Source organism: Pseudomonas sp. IT-93MI4 (assembly GCF_949767635.1).
Taxonomy (GTDB): domain Bacteria; phylum Pseudomonadota; class Gammaproteobacteria; order Pseudomonadales; family Pseudomonadaceae; genus Aquipseudomonas; species Aquipseudomonas putida_A.
Genome location: NZ_CATKPP010000003.1, coordinates 41,087 through 57,873, shown reverse-complemented (window position 1 = coordinate 57,873; position 16,787 = coordinate 41,087). Strand labels below are relative to the sequence as shown.

Genomic DNA, 16,787 nt, shown 5'->3' with positions numbered 1-16,787 from the left:
ACGTCGAAGGGTTGCCGAAGTCTTAATGTAGGAGCGAGCAGGCTCGCTCCTACAGGTAGCATCCATACTCCACAGGGAATTGCATGTCGTTCATCCAAGCCAATCTGATCCACCTGCTGGCCGCGCTCTGGTTTGTCATTTGCTGGGGCGGCTACACCCGTTATGCGTCGTGGAAGGCCCGCGATACCGCGTGTCTGGCCAGTGTGCTGCACCTGTACCGCGAAGACTGGATGCGCCGCATGCTCCTGCGTGACAACCGTATCGCCGACGCCAGCGTGATCGGCAATCTTGAGCGCAACGCCTCGTTCTTCGCCTCCAGCACCCTGATCATCCTCGCCGGCATTCTCACCGTGCTCGGTGCATCCGAGCGCGCCGTGTCGTTGCTGGCGGATATCCCGATGGTGCAGCAGGCATCGCAGGGCATGTCGGAGATCAAGTTGCTCTGTCTGGCGCTGGTGTTCGTCTATGCGTTCTTCACGTTCAGCTGGTGCATGCGTCAGTACAACTTTGCTGCGGTGCTGGTCGGTTCCGCGCCGATGATCGGTGAGCGTCAGGTCTCGGAGCAGGAGCGCAAGGCGTTCGCACTGCGGGCGGCGCGAGTGATTTCGATGGCGGCGAACCAGTTCAACTTCGGTCTGCGTTCTTATTACTTCGGCATGAGCATGCTGGCGTGGTTTGTCAGCCCGTGGCTGTTCATGTTGATGAGTGCCGGGGTGGTCATCGTGTTGTACCGCCGCGAGTTTCATTCCGACGTGCTCGATGTGATGGTCTATACCCCTACAGAGGCGCCATTGCCCGAAACCAATAAAGAGGCCGCTTGATGAGTATTCCGTTCTGGTGTGTGTTTATCAGTGCATTGTTGATCTACATCGCGCGCATGCCGGTGGGTAAAGCCATGAAAGAGCAGGGTGGTTACAACAACCATCTACCGCGCCAACAGCAGGCGCAACTCACTGGCTATGGCGCGCGGGCGCTGGCGGCACACCAGAACTGCATCGAAGCGTTCATCCTGTTCGCCGTGGGTGTGCTGATGGCGCACACCACGCAAACCCAAGGCTGGTTGATCGATGCGCTGGCGATCATCTTTGTGATCGTGCGAATTCTTTACGTGTGGTTATACCTGGCGGATAAACCATCCCTGCGCAGCCTGGTGTGGCTGGTCGGCCTGATCTGCAGTTTGTTGCTGATGATTAGTCCGACTTTTAGAACCGTATTGCTCTAAGAAAGCCTCTAAGCCAAGACTGACAAAAAATCGCAGGCAAAAGAAAACCCGCACTTGGCGGGTTTTCTTTTTCTGCATCAAGTCGCAATTATTGCTTCTTGGCAGCTTCTTCCTGAGCAGCTTGATTCGATTCAGCCTGAGCTTTGGCAGCTTCGGCGTTTTCTTTTGCTGCGTCGTTCACTTTATCCTGAGCTTTGTTCATGTCTTGCTGAGCTTGCTCAGCATGTTGGTTGGCATCTTGAGCTTTGTCCTCGGATTTTTTATCGCAGGCAGCGAGACCGAGGGAAGCGGTCAACATCAAGGCAATAGCTAAAGTCTTACGCATGGGGTGTTTCTCCTTATGGAAAATAACTACTGGCCTTAAGAGCACTGGCCCAAAGGTTAAGTTCCTCATTTCGTTCAGATATATAAGTTTGTTTTTTAGTGGAACTTTTGCCGTATTTCTTACTACTGGCAAAAGGCTCTGACGAGAGTAATTATCAAATGGCTGAAAACCCCGTTTTTGAGCGCGCGACACGATTTCTTTTGGCCCTGCGCCATTGTCAGGTGCTCGGTTTGACGGTACACAGCGCCAGCAGCGAAGGGCTCACTGTGAGGTTGCCGTACAGCGCGCAAATCGTCGGCAATCCACAGACCGGGGTCATCCACGGCGGCGCCATTACCTCGCTGATGGACACCGCGTGCGGCATGTCCACGTTGTGCGTGCTGGCGGAGTTCGAAGTCTGCCCGACCCTGGACCTGCGTATCGACTACATGCACGCCGCCGAGCCGAACAAGGACGTCTATGGCTTTGCCCAGTGTTACCGGGTCACCACCGATGTGATCTTCGCTCGCGGCTTTGCTTATCAGGATGACCCGAATCAGCCGATCGCCCATGTCGTCGGCACTTTCATGCGCATGGGCAAAAACCTGAAAGGCACCCAGGGATTTGGCGGCAAGGTCAAAGGAGAGAATCGATGAGCGATGACTGGAAGCAACAGCTGCTGCAGGCTCACGCTCAGGGCGATTACGCGCCGTTGTTGCGGATAATTCCTTACGCCGGGCTGATCGGCGTCGAATGTTCCCGGGTCGGCGATGAATTGCTGTTCAAGCTGCCAGCGAACAAGGACAACATTGGTAACCCTTTATTGCCGGCGATCCATGGCGGGGTGATTGCCGGGTTCATGGAGCTGGCAGCCGCGTTACATTTGCTGATCTTCACCGGTTCGCCCGGGGTGCCGAAGATCATCGACTTTTCTCTGGATTATCTGCGCGCCGGGCAGTTTCGCGACACTTGGGCCAAATGTCAGGTCTGTCGCCAGGGGCGGCGCGTGGCCAACGTCGCCATCACGGCCTGGCAAAGCACCGAGAGCGAACCGATTGCCACCGCACGTGCACATTTCAAAATTGATGAGCCCTTGAAATCCTGAACGCTGCCCCCAACTCAGTGAACAACCCGCCGCCGACCCCTCTGGATCGCGGCCACTGCCATCTGATTGGAGTTTGATGACCATGAGTGTGGAAACTCAAAAGGAAACCCTGGGCTTCCAGACCGAGGTAAAGCAGCTGCTGCACCTCATGATCCATTCGCTGTATTCCAACAAGGAAATCTTCCTTCGCGAATTGATCTCGAACGCCTCTGACGCTGTCGACAAGCTGCGCTTCGAAGCCCTGGCCAAGCCTGAGTTGCTCGAAGGTGGCGCTGAACTGAAAATCCGTGTGAGCTTCGACAAGGACGCCAAGACCGTCACCCTCGAAGACAACGGTATCGGCATGAACCGTGACGATGTGATCACCCACCTGGGGACCATCGCCAAGTCGGGCACCGCCGATTTCATGAAGAATCTCTCGGGCGATCAGAAAAAAGATTCTCACCTGATCGGCCAATTCGGTGTCGGCTTCTACTCGGCATTCATCGTTGCCGACCAGGTTGATGTGTATTCCCGTCGCGCCGGCACTCCTGCCAGCGAAGGCGTGCACTGGTCGTCGAAAGGCGAGGGCGAGTTCGAAGTCGCCACCATCGACAAGCCAGAGCGCGGCACCCGTATCGTCCTGCACCTGAAATCCGCTGAAGACGAGTTCGCCGACGGCTGGCGTCTGCGCAACATCATCAAGAAATACTCCGACCACATCGCGCTGCCGATCGAGCTGCCGAAAGAAGTCACTGCCGCTGAAGGCGAAGAGAAGCCTGCCGTTGAATGGGAAACCGTCAACCGCGCCAGCGCCCTGTGGACCCGTCCGCGCACTGAAGTGAAGGACGAGGAATATCAGGAGTTCTACAAGCACATCGCTCACGACTTCGAAAACCCGCTGGCCTGGAGCCACAACAAGGTCGAAGGCAAGCTCGAATACAGCTCGCTGCTGTACGTGCCGGCCCGCGCGCCGTTCGACCTGTACCAGCGTGAAGCGCCGAAAGGCTTGAAGCTGTACGTGCAGCGCGTGTTCGTGATGGATCAGGCCGAGTCGTTCCTGCCGCTGTACCTGCGCTTCATCAAGGGCGTGGTCGATTCCAACGACCTGTCGCTGAACGTGTCGCGGGAAATCCTGCAGAAAGATCCGATCATCGACTCGATGAAGTCGGCGCTGACCAAGCGCGTGCTGGACATGCTGGAAAAACTGGCGAAGAACGAGCCTGAGCAATACAAGGGCTTCTGGAAAAACTTCGGTCAGGTCATGAAAGAAGGCCCGGCAGAAGATTTCGCCAACAAGGAAAAAATTGCCGGTCTGCTGCGTTTCGCATCGACTCAAGGCGACGACGGCGAGCAAGTTGTCGGTCTGGCTGACTACCTGGCGCGCGCCAAGGAAGGTCAGGACAAGATCTACTACCTCACCGGCGAAACCTACGCGCAGGTCAAGAACAGCCCGCACCTGGAAGTCTTCCGCAAGAAAGGCATCGAAGTGCTGCTGCTGACCGATCGCATCGACGAGTGGCTGATGAGCTACCTCAGCGAATTCGACGGCAAGACCTTTGTCGACGTGGCACGCGGTGACCTTGATCTGGGCAACCTGGACTCGGAAGAGGACAAGAAAGCTGCAGAAGAAGTCGCCAAGTCCAAAGAAGGTCTGGTCGAGCGCCTGAAAACCGCGCTGGGCGACTCCGTTGCCGAGGTTCGCGTCTCTCACCGTCTGACCGATTCGCCAGCCATTCTGGCCATCGGCGAACAGGACCTGGGCCTGCAAATGCGCCAGATCCTCGAAGCCAGCGGGCAGAAAGTGCCGGAATCGAAACCGATTTTCGAATTCAACCCGAGCCACCCGCTGATCGAGAAACTCGACGGCGAGCAGAACGAAGGGCGTTTTGGCGACCTGTCGCACATCCTCTTCGATCAGGCCGCCCTGGCGGCTGGCGAAAGCTTGAAAGACCCGGCCGCGTACGTGACCCGTCTGAACAAGCTGCTGGTTGAACTGTCAGCTTGATCACGTTGTAGAAAAACCCGCTTCGGCGGGTTTTTTCATTCTGGTGTTTAACTAATCAGGAGTCAGAAATGAGCCAAGTTACTGTACGTTCCGTGGTCTATCAGTTGGATGGCCAGCCTTATGAAGGTCGTCTGGCATTCGACGCTGAGCACAAGGGCGCTCGCCCGGGCCTGTTGATGGCGCCGAACTGGATGGGCGTCAGTGCCGGGGCGGAGGAGATCGCCAAGTCGGTCGCGGCCAAGGGTTACGTGGTGTTGATCGCGGACGTGTATGGCCAGGCAGTACGTCCGCAGAACGCTGACGAGGCCGGCGCCGCGATGATGCCGCTGAAGAACGATCGGGCACTGCTGCGCAAGCGTATGCAGGCGGCGTTCGAACAATTGCAGAAGCAGGGCGAGGCAGCGGTCGATACCTCGAAACTGGCGGTGTTCGGGTTCTGCTTTGGTGGTTGCTGTGCGCTGGATCTGGCGCGTACCGGTGCGCCGGTGAAGGCGGCGGTGTCGTTCCACGGCACGCTCGACTCGCCGAACGCGGCCGACGCAAAGAACATCAAGGGCTCGGTGCTGGTGCTGCACGGTGCCTCCGACCCGTTGGTGCCGAAAGAGCAATTGCCGGCGTTCGAAGAAGAAATGAACGCGGCGAAGGTCGATTGGCAGTTGCTCAGCTATGGCGGTGCCGTGCATTCGTTCACCGATCCACATGCCAATGTGCCGGGCAAGATGATGTACGACGCGAAGACTGCCAAGCGTGCGTTCAAGTCGATGCATGACTTGCTGGAAGAAGTGTTCAAGGGCTGATTTTTCGGCGCCTTTACTGGCCTCTTCGCGAGCAAGCCCGCTCCCACAGGGGGGATTGTGATGTGTACTCAGAACTCATACACACCACAATTCCCCTTGTGGGAGCGGGCTTGCTCGCGAAGGCTTACCCTCTAGCGACACAACACTCAGGGCAGTTCGATCCGCTCGACTTCCCCCGGCACCGTCGGCCAATCCCCGGCCGCCCATTTACGCCGCGCCTCATCGATCGCCGCCGGATCGCTCGCGACGAAGTTCCAGTTGATCCGCCGTGGCCCGTCCAGCGCAGCGCCGCCAAACACCACTGCGTGCACATCGCTTTCGGCAAACAGGCTCATCTGTTCCCCGGCCGGCAACACCGCCAGCGCATGGGGTTCGAGGGGCTCGCCATTCAACTGCGCATCGCCACTCAGCACATAAATCGCGCGTTCTTCGTGCTCGGTCGGGATCAGCAAAGTGGTCGCGGTCTGCATCTTTACTTCGGCGTACAGCGTAGGAGAAAGCACCGGCACCGGCGATTCCAGGCAAAAGCCTGACCCGGCGATCATCCGGATCTGCACACCAAGGTTATCGCTGACCGGCAAGGTTGCCGCCGGGTGATGGCTGTAATGTCCCGGACCTTGCTCGTGATCCTTGGGCGAAGCGAGCCAGATTTGCAAACCGTGCATGGTGAAGCTTTGCTCCCACAGCGGCTCGGGCGTGCGCTCGACATGGGCAATCGCACTGCCGGCGGTCATCCAGCTGACATCGCCGGCGCTGACCACTTGATCGGAGCCAAGGCTGTCCTTGTGCTGGATCTGCCCTTCGAAGAGGTAGGTCAGGGTCGACAGACCAATGTGCGGATGCTGTCGGATGTTCATGCCTTTGCCCGTCGGATAAACCGTTTCGAGCATGTGGTCGAAAAACACGAAAGGCCCGACGCTACGGCATTTGGCTGACGGCAGCGGGCGCAGGATCGGCTGGCCTTCGACGTCTTCGGCGCGCGGGCGGATGATCAGTGGTTGCGTATCCATGGTGCATTCCAGGCTGAGCGGGTGATGCCAGAAGCATAACCCGCCGCTGGCAAGAGGGTGATTACTGGCTGTCGAAGCCTTGTGGGGCGTGGGTTTCGATGCTGACGTCGGTGGTGGTCATCAGTTTGTGGATCGGGCAGCGATCGGCGACGCGCAGCAGTTCTTCACGCTGGGCATCGGTGAGGACGCCCTTGAGGGTAAGCGTCACGTGCAGGGCGTATTTGCCTTTTTGCTCTTCGCTGTTGTCGCGTTTGACCTCGACACCCACGCCGGTCAGCGGGATGTCTTTCTTCTTTGCGTACATCTTCAGGGTCAGTGCCTTGCAGGCACCGAGCGCGGCGTCGAAGTAGTCGTGTGGCTCGGGGGCCGAGCCCTCGCCGCCGGCAGACTTCGGCACGTCGGCAAACAATTCGTGGTCATCGATCTGTACGGTGTGACGAAAACCTTCGGCGGAGACGGTATTGACGGTAACAGTCATGGCAACCTCACTGGCAGTAGGAAAAAGTCGTGCGATCAAAAAAGGACCTTGCAGTTATAGAGCATTCCTACAGAGCCGCGTTCCACTTTCCTGCAGGATGAACCCTTGTCATCGGCTCAGGGTCTAGGCTATGCCTACCTGCCGGAGATTACTTGTGTCCTTGTTTCGTTTGAGTCTTGCCTGCCTGCTGGCATTTGCCGGTAGCGCCAGCGCCCGCGATTACACCTACAGCGATGCGCACTTGCACTACGTGGATTTTTTCCAGGAAACCGCCGGCATGGCGAAATTGCTCACGGCCATGCAGGACAATTCCATCGACCATGTGATGATTTCCGGGATTCCCGTGGCGAAGAAATGGCATGAGGACGAACCCAAGCGTCCGCGTTATTACGCCGGCGATGATGCCGATGCCTACTGGTACAGCGCCACCGACGTGATCGTTGCCGATGCCGTGCAAAAGCTGACTCCGGAGCAGCGTCAGCACTTTCATCCGTTCCTGTCGGGCTTCAACCCCAATGACAAGAACTCCGCCGCGCACATTCAGCGCATGCTCGATCTGTATCCGGGGCTGTGGCAGGGCATTGGTGAAGTGTTCACCCGCCATGATGACTTGACGGCGTTGACCGCCGGCGACACGCCACGGGCCAATAATGAGGCGATGAAGCGCATTTATCACCTGGCCGCCGAAAACGATTTGCCGGTGATGCTGCATTCCAACATCACTTCCAAGCGTGAGAAAAATCCGCTGTACCTGAAGGAAGTCGAGGAACCGCTGCGTAATCATCCGCACACGCGGTTCATCTGGGCGCACGCCGGCACCAGCGCGGAAATTCATCGGCACCAGACGCAACTGGATTTTCTCCTGCCCACGGTGAGTCGGATGCTTGAGGCTTATCCGAATCTGTACATCGATCTGTCGTGGAGCATGCTCACACCGTACCTGCTGGACGAGCAGGGCAAGCCGCGCGCCGAATGGCTGGCCTTGGTCGAGAAATACCCTGATCGGTTCATGATCGGCTCGGATGTTGTAGGCCGTTTCACCAAGCTCGGTCAGGAAATGCGCAGCTTCACGCCGTTCCTTGATGCCTTGCCTGAAGAAGTTGCGCATAAGGTCGCCCGGGATAACTTCCTGGCGATATTGCCGCGAACAGCGGCAAAGTCCGGGAAACCGCGCTGAATCGTTAATGCCGAGGGTTCGAAGTATCAAGGCCTTTTGATATCACCTTTTGGTCTTACGCAAATTTTCGCCGGGCCGATACCTTCTAAAGCAACCAGCTGCAGGGTTGATGCAGCGCTTTTGGAAGGAACCAGAGTCATGAGCATCCGTAGTCTCAATATCGCGCCGCGAGCCGGCCTGGGTTTTGGTGTGTTGGCGCTGATGGTGTTTGCCCTGGGGGCGTTCGCCCTGCTGCAAATGGCGAACATGCGCGCCCAGTCTGATGAGGTCGACAACAACTGGCTGCCGAGCGTGATGGCGGTCGGCGAGATGAGTCAGGACATGTTGCGCCTGCGTGCGCTGACCATGCGCCTGCTGCTCAATCGTGACCCGCAGGCGCTGGCGCAGAATGTCGCCAAGCTCAATGATCTGCGCGGTGTCTTGAGCGAAGCCCAACAACGCTATGACGTGTTGATCGTGCTGCCCGAAGAGCGCAAGTTGTTCGACCGCTTCAAGGTTGCCGAGCACAAGTACCTGGAGTTTCAGGCGCAGGTCATGCAATTGTCCGCGCAGAATCGGGTGGAGGAGGCGGCGGCGATTCTCAACGGTGAAATGAGCCCGTTGGCCGACGACATGGCGGCCACCCTGAAGGAGTTGGTCGAGCTGAACAAGCACAACGCCAACCTTGCCACCGAAGCTGCGCGCCTGGTCTTCATCAATTCGCGGGTGTGGGTGGGGGTAATGATCGGCATCACCGCGCTGATCACCATCGGTCTTGCATTGCTGTTGACGCGCAGCATCGTCCTGCCGCTGGCGCAATCACTGGGCGTGGCGGAAGTGGTGGCCGGCGGTGATCTGACGGGCGATATCAACATCTCCGGCAAGGACGAACCGGCGCGGCTGCTGCAGGCGCTGAAAAGCATGCAGCACAACCTGCGCGACACCATTCGGCAGATTTCCGAATCGTCCAGCCAGTTGGCGTCGGCCTCGGAGGAACTCAGTTGCGTCACCGAGGACGCCACGCGCGGGCTGCACCAGCAAAGCCTGGAGATCGAGCAGGCCGCCACGGCGGTCAATCAGATGACCGCTGCCGTGGAAGAGGTCGCGAGCAACGCCGTGGCGACTTCCGAGGCGTCGCGCGAGTCTGACCGGATTGCCCAGCATGGGCGCGAGCAGGTCAACCAGACGGTGACTTCGATCCAGTCCCTGGCTGACGACGTCACGTCCAATGCAACGCAGGTCGAGGATCTGGCGCAGAAGGTTCACGGCATCAGCAAAGTGCTCGACGTGATCCGCTCGATTGCCGAGCAGACCAATCTGCTGGCACTGAACGCAGCGATTGAGGCGGCGCGGGCCGGGGATGCCGGGCGTGGCTTCGCGGTGGTGGCCGATGAGGTGCGGGCGCTGGCCCATCGCACCCAGCAATCGACCCAGGAAATCGAGCAGATGATCGGTGGCATCCAGCAGGGCACCGATTCGGCGGTCAGTTCGATGCAACAGAGCAGCGTCCGCGCCAATTCGACTCTGGAACTGGCCAAGGCTGCGGGTTTGGCGCTGGAGGAAATTGCCTCGGCGTTCACCTTGATCAACGAGCGCAACCTGGTGATCGCCAGCGCCTCGGAAGAGCAGGCAGCGGTGGCGCGGGAGGTGGACCGCAACCTGATGAACATCCGCGATCTGGCGATGCAGACTTCGGCGGGGGCAAATCAGACCAGTGCGGCAAGCCAGGAGTTGTCGCGGCTGGCGGTGGATTTGAACAATATGGTGGCCAAATTTTCGGTCTGATCTGACCCTCGAAGATCGAGCTGAACCCTGTGGGAGCGAGCCTGCTCGCGAAAGCCGTGTATCAGCCATAAACAAGTCGGCTGAACTGACGCCTTCGCGAGCAAGCTCGCTCCCACAGGGGATATGTGTCGTCGCGAAAACTGCAGGCATAAAAAAGCCCCGCAATTGCGGGGCTTTTCGTTGTAGCGGCGGATCAGCTGCCTTTAACGGTTTTGCCGTTGACCGTGCCGTCCTGGAGCATGATGTTGTACTCCTTGCCATCGGTTTCAACCTGTTGCAGGCGCACCAGCAGGTAATCCCAGTCCTTGGCGAACCACAGCACCGTGATGCGCTTGCTTTGTGTCGGGTCGCGCACGCGCTCGACCTTGATTGCATCGATCTTGCCGGCCTTGGTGTCGACTTTCTCGGCACCCAATACACGGAAGTCATAGGTGTCGACTTCACCGTCGTCGACCACCTGATAGCTCATGGTCTTTTTGCCGGCGGCCACGTCATGCTGCAGCGCCAACTGGTAGGTCGACTTGTCGACCATGCCACGGTTCAGCGGGATCTTCACCGCGTCGCCCCGGTCAGTGCCGGTGACCATCTTGCTGTTCCAGTCGAAGTCCAGATCAGCCTTTTTTGCTTTGCCCAGACCACCACGTTCGAAGTGGTAGGACTGTGGCAGCAGGGTGTCCTTGTCCAGGGTCAGCGTGCTTTCTTCGGTCAGGCTGGCGATCATCATCGACGCCTTGAAGCTGAGTTTCCAGACGCCGTTGGCTTCCTTGGTCAGGCTGCGTTCGGCGGTGCCGCTCATGGGCAACTGTTTCCAGTCGGCGGTGTAGCTGGCGGAGAACGGTTGAAGGTCTGCCGCCTGCGCGAAAGGCAGGGCGAGCAGAGCGCAAGCGAAGAGCAGGGCGCGACGCATAAAATCTCCTAGTGTCGAATCAAGTGGCCGCTGGCCGCGAGTAACTGGCCATCCAGTAAAGCACCTTGCTTACCGAGTGCCAGTCGGCCTTCGGCAAACCAGCGTACAGCCATCGGGTAGATCAGGTGTTCCTGGACATGCACTCGCTGCGCAAGTGTCTGCGGCGTGTCGTGCAACTCTACCGGTATTACTGCCTGTACGACCAGTGGTCCACCATCGAGTTCCTCGGTGACGAAGTGCACGGAGCAGCCGTGCTCGGCATCGCCGGCCTCCAGCGCGCGCTGATGAGTGTGTAACCCTTTGTATTTGGGCAGCAGCGACGGGTGGATATTGAGCAGGCGACCCTGGTAGTGACGCACGAAATCAGCGCTGAGAATGCGCATGAAGCCGGCCAGTACCACGAGTTTCGGTTTGAATTCGTCGATCAGTTCGATCAGGGCAGCATCGAAGGCCTCGCGACCTTCGAAAGCCTTGTGATCCAGCGAGCGGGTGGCGATACCCGCGTCACTGGCGCGTTGCAGGCCGTAGGCGTCGGCGCGGTTGGAAATCACCGCAGCGATGCGGACCGGGCTGTCGCCGGTCCGCGTGCTGTCGATCAGAGCCTGCAAGTTACTGCCGGTGCCGGACAACAGCACCACGACATCACAGGTTGCGGACATTAATGAGCCTTAAGGTTCTGCAGATCAACCTGGGCAGCGCCTTCGGCAGCGGCAGCGATCTGGCCGATGACCCAAGGCTGTTCGCCGGCGTCACGCAGGGTGTTCAGGGCCACTTCAACGTGCTCCTGAGCCACGCAGATCACCATGCCCACGCCGCAGTTCAGTACGCGGTGCATTTCGGTCTCGTCGACGTTGCCTTTCTCTTGCAGCCAGTCGAAGACCGCCGGGCGAGTCCAGCTGGCCACGTCAACCACGGCCTGAGCGCCTTTTGGCAGAACGCGCGGAATGTTGTCCAGCAGGCCGCCACCAGTGATGTGGGCCATGGCTTTGACCGCGCCGGTGTCTTTGATCAGCTTGAGCAGCGGCTTCACGTAGATGCGGGTCGGGGCCATCAGCAGTTCGGTCAGTGGCTTGCCGTCGAGCTGAACGGTTTCAATGTCGGCACCCGACACTTCGATGATCTTGCGGATCAGCGAGTAGCCGTTGGAGTGCGGGCCGGACGATGGCAGGGCGATCAGTGCGTCACCGGTGGCGACTTTCGAGCCGTCGATGATTTCGGCTTTCTCCACGACGCCGACGCAGAAGCCGGCCAGATCGTAGTCTTCGCCTTCGTACATGCCAGGCATTTCAGCGGTTTCGCCGCCGACCAGCGAGCAGCCTGCCAGTTCGCAGCCTGCACCGATACCGGTGACCACGGTGGCAGCTACGTCGACGTTCAGCTTGCCGGTGGCGTAGTAGTCGAGGAAGAACAGCGGTTCTGCGCCGCACACCACCAGATCGTTGACGCACATGGCGACCAGGTCCTGGCCGATGCTGTCGTGCTTGTTCAGGTTCAGCGCCAGGCGCAGCTTGGTGCCGACGCCATCAGTACCGGAAACCAGCACCGGCTGTTTGTAGCCGGCCGGGATCTCGCAGAGGGCGCCGAAACCGCCCAGGCCGCCCATGACTTCCGGGCGCGCAGTGCGCTTGGCGACGCTCTTGATGCGTTCGACCAATGCTTCACCGGCGTCGATGTCTACACCGGCGTCCTTGTAGCTCAGGGAGGGTTGCTTGCTCATGATCCAGGCCTTTAGGGGAGGGGATTCAGGGTAACGACCGAGTTCAGCGGGAACATCGAAATCGAGAGGGCGATGGCCTTACGCGAATTTCGGGGTGCCCGGCTGTTGCCGGTCTGCGAAGGCGCGCGATTTTATCAGGCTTGAGGGGCAGCGGCCATCCTCGCGCCGACGGGCAGGGGCATAATCGACTGAAATTTTTTGCAATTGTGCCGGACGGCTGCCTGTATAAGGTGTGCCGATTAACCGTCTATCGTTATCACTGTGCAAAAACTTACCGCTAGCGTGTGAATGTTTTGCGATGGCAGATTGTCACAGCCTTGCTTAACCGGTTCACGCGGCCTGTTCCAGCCGCTCCTGTCGACGGGAATTTTCCATGCGTTTTTGTAAATTGTTGGTTGTGGGTTGTTTGTCGTTGGTCAGCCTGGCGAGTCATGCCGAAAACCTCAAAGGTCTCTATCAAGTGCGCCAGCCAGTCAGCAGCCAGGCGCCGGAAGAGCGTGATCGCGCCACGCAGGCGGCGCTCGATACGCTGGTGTTGCGCCTGACCGGTGACCCCAAGGCGCCGCAAAATCCCGGGCTGGCGGCGATTCGCAAGGATCCGCAGCAGATCATCAGTCAGTTCGGTTTTGATGCCGGGCCGCCGGAGGTGCTCAAGGTCGATTTCGATCCGGCCACCACCGAGCAGGCGCTGCGTCGCGCCGGGCTGTCGTTGTGGGGGGCGAGTCGGCCGTCGATTCTGAGCTGGTGGCTGAACGATTCGACTGAAGGTTCGAGCCTGGTCGGCGACGGTCAGGCAGCGGCTGCACCATTGCGTTCTGCGGCTCAGCATCGCGGCTTGCCGCTGCGTCTGCCGCTGGCGGATCTGAGTGAGCAACTGGTGGCTACCGCGCCAGTGCTGGATGGCACCGATCCCGCGCCATTGCGCGGCGCTTCGGAGCGTTACGGCGCGGATGCGTTGCTGGCGGTGCATGCGCACGAAGAGGGCGGGCAGTGGCAGGCCAAGTGGCATCTGTGGCTGGGCGATCAGAAAGAGGCCGGCAGTGTGCAGGGCGCCGACCAGGCTGCCGTGGCCGATGCCGTGATGCTGGCGGTGGCCGAGCGTCTGGCGCCGCGCTTTGTCGCCAAGCCTGGCGCTTCGGGCCAACAGACTCTGGAAGTGCAGGGCATGAATCTTGAGCATTACGCCACGCTGCTGCGGTTACTCGAACCCTTCGGTGTGCGTCTGCAAAGTGTCGATGGTGATCGCATCGTGTATCGGGTCAACGGCAGTGCCGATCAGTTGCGCGCGCAGTTGTCGTTGGCGAAGTTGCAGGAGTTGCCGGCCGAAGCACCGACGCCAGTGGCAGCGCCGCAGCCAGCGGTGGCAGGTGCAGCGCCTGTTGCGGCTTCAGCGCCTGCACCGGTAGCACCTTCGTTGCGGTTTCGCTGGTAAGTCTTTCCTTATATAGAAGCAGTGGGAGTGGTAAATGGCCGATACGCGGCGTTGGTTCTGGCTCGGTGGGGTAGTCCTGCTTTGCGCATTTGTCTGGTTGCTGCATCCGATCCTCACGCCGTTTCTGGTGGCGTTGCTGCTGGCGTATCTGTTCGATCCGCTGGTGGATCGGTTGGAGAAACTCGGTTTGTCGCGAACCTGGGGTGTGATCGCGGTGTTCGCCTTGTTCACTCTGATCGTCACCACGTTGCTGTTGGTGCTGGTGCCGATGCTTGCCAAGCAGTTGGTGCGTTTGTATGAGTTGGCGCCGCAAATGCTTGACTGGCTGCAGCACACGGCGCTGCCGTGGGCGCAATCGAAGCTGGGCTTGTCTGACGGCTTCTGGAAGTTTGACAAGGTCAAGGCGGCGATCAGCGAACACATGGGGCAGACCACTGACATCGTCGGTGTGGTGCTGAGTCAGGCGACGGCCTCGAGTCTGGCGCTGATCGGCTGGCTGGCGAATCTGGTGCTGATCCCAGTGGTGAGTTTTTATCTGCTGCGCGACTGGGACGTGATGATGGCCAAGATCCGCAGCCTGCTGCCGCGTGATCGTGAAGAAACCATCGTCTCGCTCGCCGGTGAGTGCCACGAAGTGCTCGGCGCGTTCGTGCGCGGACAGTTGCTGGTGATGCTGGCGCTGGGCGTGATCTACGCAGCGGGTCTGATGATTGTTGGTCTGGAATTGGGGCTGTTGATCGGCCTGATCGCAGGCCTCGCGGCCATCGTGCCGTACATGGGTTTTGTGATCGGTATTGGCGCGGCGCTGATTGCCGGGCTGTTCCAGTTCGGTGGCGACCTGTACCCGATGATCGGCATCGTGGCGGTGTTCATGGTCGGGCAGGCGCTGGAAGGCATGGTGCTGACGCCGCTGCTGGTCGGCGACCGGATCGGCCTGCATCCGGTGGCGGTGATCTTCGCGATCCTGGCCGGCGGCGAGCTGTTCGGCTTTACCGGAGTGCTGCTGGCATTGCCGGTGGCGGCGGTGGTCATGGTGCTGGTGCGTCACGTGCACGATTTGTACAAGGACTCGGATATTTACAGCGGGGCAGATGAGCCCGAGTTGTAATCCGATCACGGGCGGTCCGGCATTGTGCCGGGTTGGCCCGGGTTTTGCGGCGGGTTCGTTCGATACCGCGTCAGAGAAACTGTCATAAAACCAGCGTGTTAACGCAAACCTTTGATTTTGCTTGGGGTCTGTCGCATTGTGCGCTCAGCTTCACGGGTATAAACTTCGCAAACTTTACACAGAGGCCACTAACGGTTCCTTGAGAACTGTTCAGTCAGCATGAAACCGATTCAGCTGCCCCTAGGTGTGCGTCTGCGTGACGACGCCACCTTCATCAACTACTACCCAGGCGCCAATGCCGCTGCACTCGGCTATGTCGAGCGCCTATGCGAAGCCGACGCCGGCTGGACCGAAAGCCTCATCTACCTGTGGGGCAAGCATGGGGTAGGGCGTACGCATCTGTTGCAGGCGGCGTGTCTGCGTTTCGAGCAGATGGGTGAACCGGCGGTGTATCTGCCGCTGGCCGAGCTGATGGATCGTGGTATCGAAATCCTCGACAACCTTGAGCAGTACGAACTGGTCTGCCTGGATGACTTGCAGGTGATTGCCGGCAAGCCGGACTGGGAAGAGGCGATGTTTCATCTGTTCAACCGCCTGCGTGACAGCGGTCGACGTTTGCTGATTGCCGCTTCAACCTCGCCGCGCGAGCTGCCGGTGAAACTGGCTGACCTCAAATCGCGCCTGACCCTGGCGCTGATCTTCCAGATGCGGCCGCTCTCCGATGAAGACAAATTGCGTGCCCTGCAATTGCGCGCGTCGCGTCGCGGTCTGCATCTGACCGATGAAGTCGGACACTTTATTCTGACTCGCGGCACCCGCAGCATGAGTGCATTGTTCGACCTGCTCGAACAGCTGGATCAGGCCTCGCTGCAGGCGCAACGCAAGCTGACGATTCCGTTCCTGAAAGAGACCCTTGGTTGGTAGCCAGCCCTTGAAATACGAGGCTTTCAGCACGTTTCGACATATTTCAGGCGCCAGAAAATCCGCGTTTCCGCAACGTATGCAGACCGCGTATCGAGTCAAATGGGCTTAAGCGCTTAGATGTAAACGAGAAACCGGGAAGTCACAAAAAGATCGATTGAATTTGCAAATGAGGCCGATAGCGGGCATAGTCTCGGCTTCTTTACAACTTCAGCCACGGTCGTGCCCATGCTAAATCGCTTCGCACCCCTCGTGCCTCTCGCACTCGTCACCCTGTTGTTCGGTTGCGCTGCTCATTCTCCAGTTCAAGAGCAGCCTCAACAGGTTAAAAATTCTGCCACTGCCCAGTCTTCTGTTATTTACCAGGAAGAGCTGGACACCGAAAAAGAACTCTCGGACTTCAACAAGAAGCCGTACGAGCTCCCGGTTCTGGCCGACAGCATCCTCGAACGCGGCATGTCCCTGATCGGTACCCGTTACCGTTTCGGCGGCACCTCTGAAGCCGGCTTCGACTGCAGCGGTTTCATCGGTTATCTGTTCCGCGAAGAAGCCGGCATGAATCTGCCGCGCTCCACCCGTGAAATGATCAACGTGGATGCGCCTCTGGTCTCGCGCGGCAACCTTGAGCCGGGCGATCTGCTGTTCTTCGCTACCAATGGTCGTCGCGGTCGTGTAAGCCACGCCGGGATCTACCTGGGTGACAATCAGTTCATCCACTCCAGCAGTCGTCGCAGCGGCGGTGTTCGCATCGACAGCCTGGGTGACAGCTACTGGAGCAAGACCTTCATCGAAGCCAAGCGCGCCCTCGCGATGGCTCCGACCGTGGTCACCGCTCGCAAGTAATTCCCCCGTTGTCGC

Annotated in this window: 18 protein-coding genes; 12 read left to right on the top strand and 6 right to left on the bottom strand. The window is 59.2% G+C overall.

Annotation, left to right across the window (positions count from 1 at the left end; translation table 11 throughout):
- Positions 1–83 precede the first annotated feature (83 nt).
- On the top strand, positions 84–821 hold the full coding sequence (locus ACM6I7_RS02410) for a DUF599 domain-containing protein (RefSeq protein ID WP_027614039.1): 738 nt from the start codon (positions 84–86) through the stop codon (positions 819–821).
- Positions 821–1,222, top strand: a complete 402-nt coding sequence (locus ACM6I7_RS02405; RefSeq protein WP_097090115.1) for an MAPEG family protein — start codon at positions 821–823, stop codon at positions 1,220–1,222. The genes ACM6I7_RS02410 and ACM6I7_RS02405 overlap by 1 nt, the downstream gene beginning before the upstream one ends.
- An 88-nt stretch (positions 1,223–1,310) precedes the next feature.
- On the opposite strand, the gene ACM6I7_RS02400 is transcribed toward ACM6I7_RS02405, so the two are convergent.
- Positions 1,311–1,547, bottom strand: coding sequence for a hypothetical protein (locus ACM6I7_RS02400; protein ID WP_007962865.1), 237 nt, complete (start codon positions 1,545–1,547; stop codon positions 1,311–1,313).
- Positions 1,548–1,705: 158 nt separating this feature from the next.
- Between ACM6I7_RS02400 and ACM6I7_RS02395 the strand changes: the two genes are divergently transcribed.
- The 4 genes from ACM6I7_RS02395 to ACM6I7_RS02380 all read left to right on the top strand — a co-directional run bounded on the left by ACM6I7_RS02395 (position 1,706) and on the right by ACM6I7_RS02380 (position 5,415).
- On the top strand, positions 1,706–2,182 hold the full coding sequence (locus ACM6I7_RS02395; RefSeq protein WP_414887896.1) for a PaaI family thioesterase: 477 nt from the start codon (positions 1,706–1,708) through the stop codon (positions 2,180–2,182).
- Complete coding sequence (locus ACM6I7_RS02390) at positions 2,179–2,631, top strand: PaaI family thioesterase (protein WP_027614042.1); 453 nt, start codon at positions 2,179–2,181, stop codon at positions 2,629–2,631. Before ACM6I7_RS02395 ends, ACM6I7_RS02390 begins: the two co-directional genes overlap by 4 nt.
- 82 nt (positions 2,632–2,713) lie before the next feature.
- Positions 2,714–4,618: a molecular chaperone HtpG gene (htpG, locus tag ACM6I7_RS02385; RefSeq protein WP_007962872.1), complete on the top strand. Its 1,905-nt coding sequence runs from the start codon at positions 2,714–2,716 to the stop codon at positions 4,616–4,618.
- Between the two features lie 68 nt (positions 4,619–4,686).
- A complete protein-coding gene (locus ACM6I7_RS02380; RefSeq protein WP_414887895.1) occupies positions 4,687–5,415 on the top strand; it encodes a dienelactone hydrolase family protein in 729 nt (242 codons plus the stop codon).
- 146 nt (positions 5,416–5,561) lie between these two features.
- Here ACM6I7_RS02380 and ACM6I7_RS02375 read toward each other — a convergent pair whose 3' ends face one another.
- Positions 5,562–6,425 (bottom strand): pirin family protein, encoded by an 864-nt coding sequence (locus ACM6I7_RS02375; protein ID WP_414887894.1) that lies wholly within the window; start codon positions 6,423–6,425, stop codon positions 5,562–5,564.
- A 61-nt stretch (positions 6,426–6,486) separates the two neighbouring features.
- Entirely contained in the window at positions 6,487–6,903 is a 417-nt protein-coding gene (locus ACM6I7_RS02370) for an OsmC family protein (RefSeq protein WP_027614046.1), read from the bottom strand.
- A gap of 130 nt (positions 6,904–7,033) precedes the next feature.
- Here ACM6I7_RS02370 and ACM6I7_RS02365 point away from each other — a divergent pair, with 130 nt between their 5' ends.
- Both ACM6I7_RS02365 and ACM6I7_RS02360 read left to right on the top strand, forming a co-directional pair.
- Entirely contained in the window at positions 7,034–8,080 is a 1,047-nt protein-coding gene (locus ACM6I7_RS02365) for an amidohydrolase family protein (RefSeq protein WP_414887893.1), read from the top strand.
- A gap of 138 nt (positions 8,081–8,218) precedes the next feature.
- Positions 8,219–9,844, top strand: a complete 1,626-nt coding sequence (locus ACM6I7_RS02360; protein WP_103369304.1) for a methyl-accepting chemotaxis protein — start codon at positions 8,219–8,221, stop codon at positions 9,842–9,844.
- Positions 9,845–10,037: 193 nt separating this feature from the next.
- Here ACM6I7_RS02360 and ACM6I7_RS02355 read toward each other — a convergent pair whose 3' ends face one another.
- From ACM6I7_RS02355 to purM, 3 genes are read right to left on the bottom strand one after another with little or no spacing between them, the layout of a single operon-like run.
- Positions 10,038–10,751: a DUF3108 domain-containing protein gene (locus ACM6I7_RS02355; protein ID WP_007962880.1), complete on the bottom strand. Its 714-nt coding sequence runs from the start codon at positions 10,749–10,751 to the stop codon at positions 10,038–10,040.
- Positions 10,752–10,759: 8 nt separating this feature from the next.
- Positions 10,760–11,410 (bottom strand): phosphoribosylglycinamide formyltransferase, encoded by a 651-nt coding sequence (purN, locus tag ACM6I7_RS02350; RefSeq protein WP_027614050.1) that lies wholly within the window; start codon positions 11,408–11,410, stop codon positions 10,760–10,762.
- On the bottom strand, positions 11,410–12,468 hold the full coding sequence (purM, locus tag ACM6I7_RS02345; protein WP_027614051.1) for a phosphoribosylformylglycinamidine cyclo-ligase: 1,059 nt from the start codon (positions 12,466–12,468) through the stop codon (positions 11,410–11,412). Before purM ends, purN begins: the two co-directional genes overlap by 1 nt.
- A gap of 373 nt (positions 12,469–12,841) precedes the next feature.
- Between purM and ACM6I7_RS02340 the strand changes: the two genes are divergently transcribed.
- From ACM6I7_RS02340 to ACM6I7_RS02325, 4 genes are all read left to right on the top strand, one after another.
- A complete protein-coding gene (locus ACM6I7_RS02340) occupies positions 12,842–13,900 on the top strand; it encodes a DUF2066 domain-containing protein (protein ID WP_414887892.1) in 1,059 nt (352 codons plus the stop codon).
- Between the two features lie 34 nt (positions 13,901–13,934).
- Positions 13,935–15,008: an AI-2E family transporter gene (locus ACM6I7_RS02335; protein ID WP_414887891.1), complete on the top strand. Its 1,074-nt coding sequence runs from the start codon at positions 13,935–13,937 to the stop codon at positions 15,006–15,008.
- 219 nt (positions 15,009–15,227) lie between these two features.
- Positions 15,228–15,932 (top strand): DnaA regulatory inactivator Hda, encoded by a 705-nt coding sequence (gene hda / locus ACM6I7_RS02330; RefSeq protein WP_025111852.1) that lies wholly within the window; start codon positions 15,228–15,230, stop codon positions 15,930–15,932.
- A gap of 225 nt (positions 15,933–16,157) precedes the next feature.
- Positions 16,158–16,772, top strand: coding sequence for a C40 family peptidase (locus tag ACM6I7_RS02325; protein ID WP_007962885.1), 615 nt, complete (start codon positions 16,158–16,160; stop codon positions 16,770–16,772).
- Positions 16,773–16,787 lie beyond the last annotated feature (15 nt).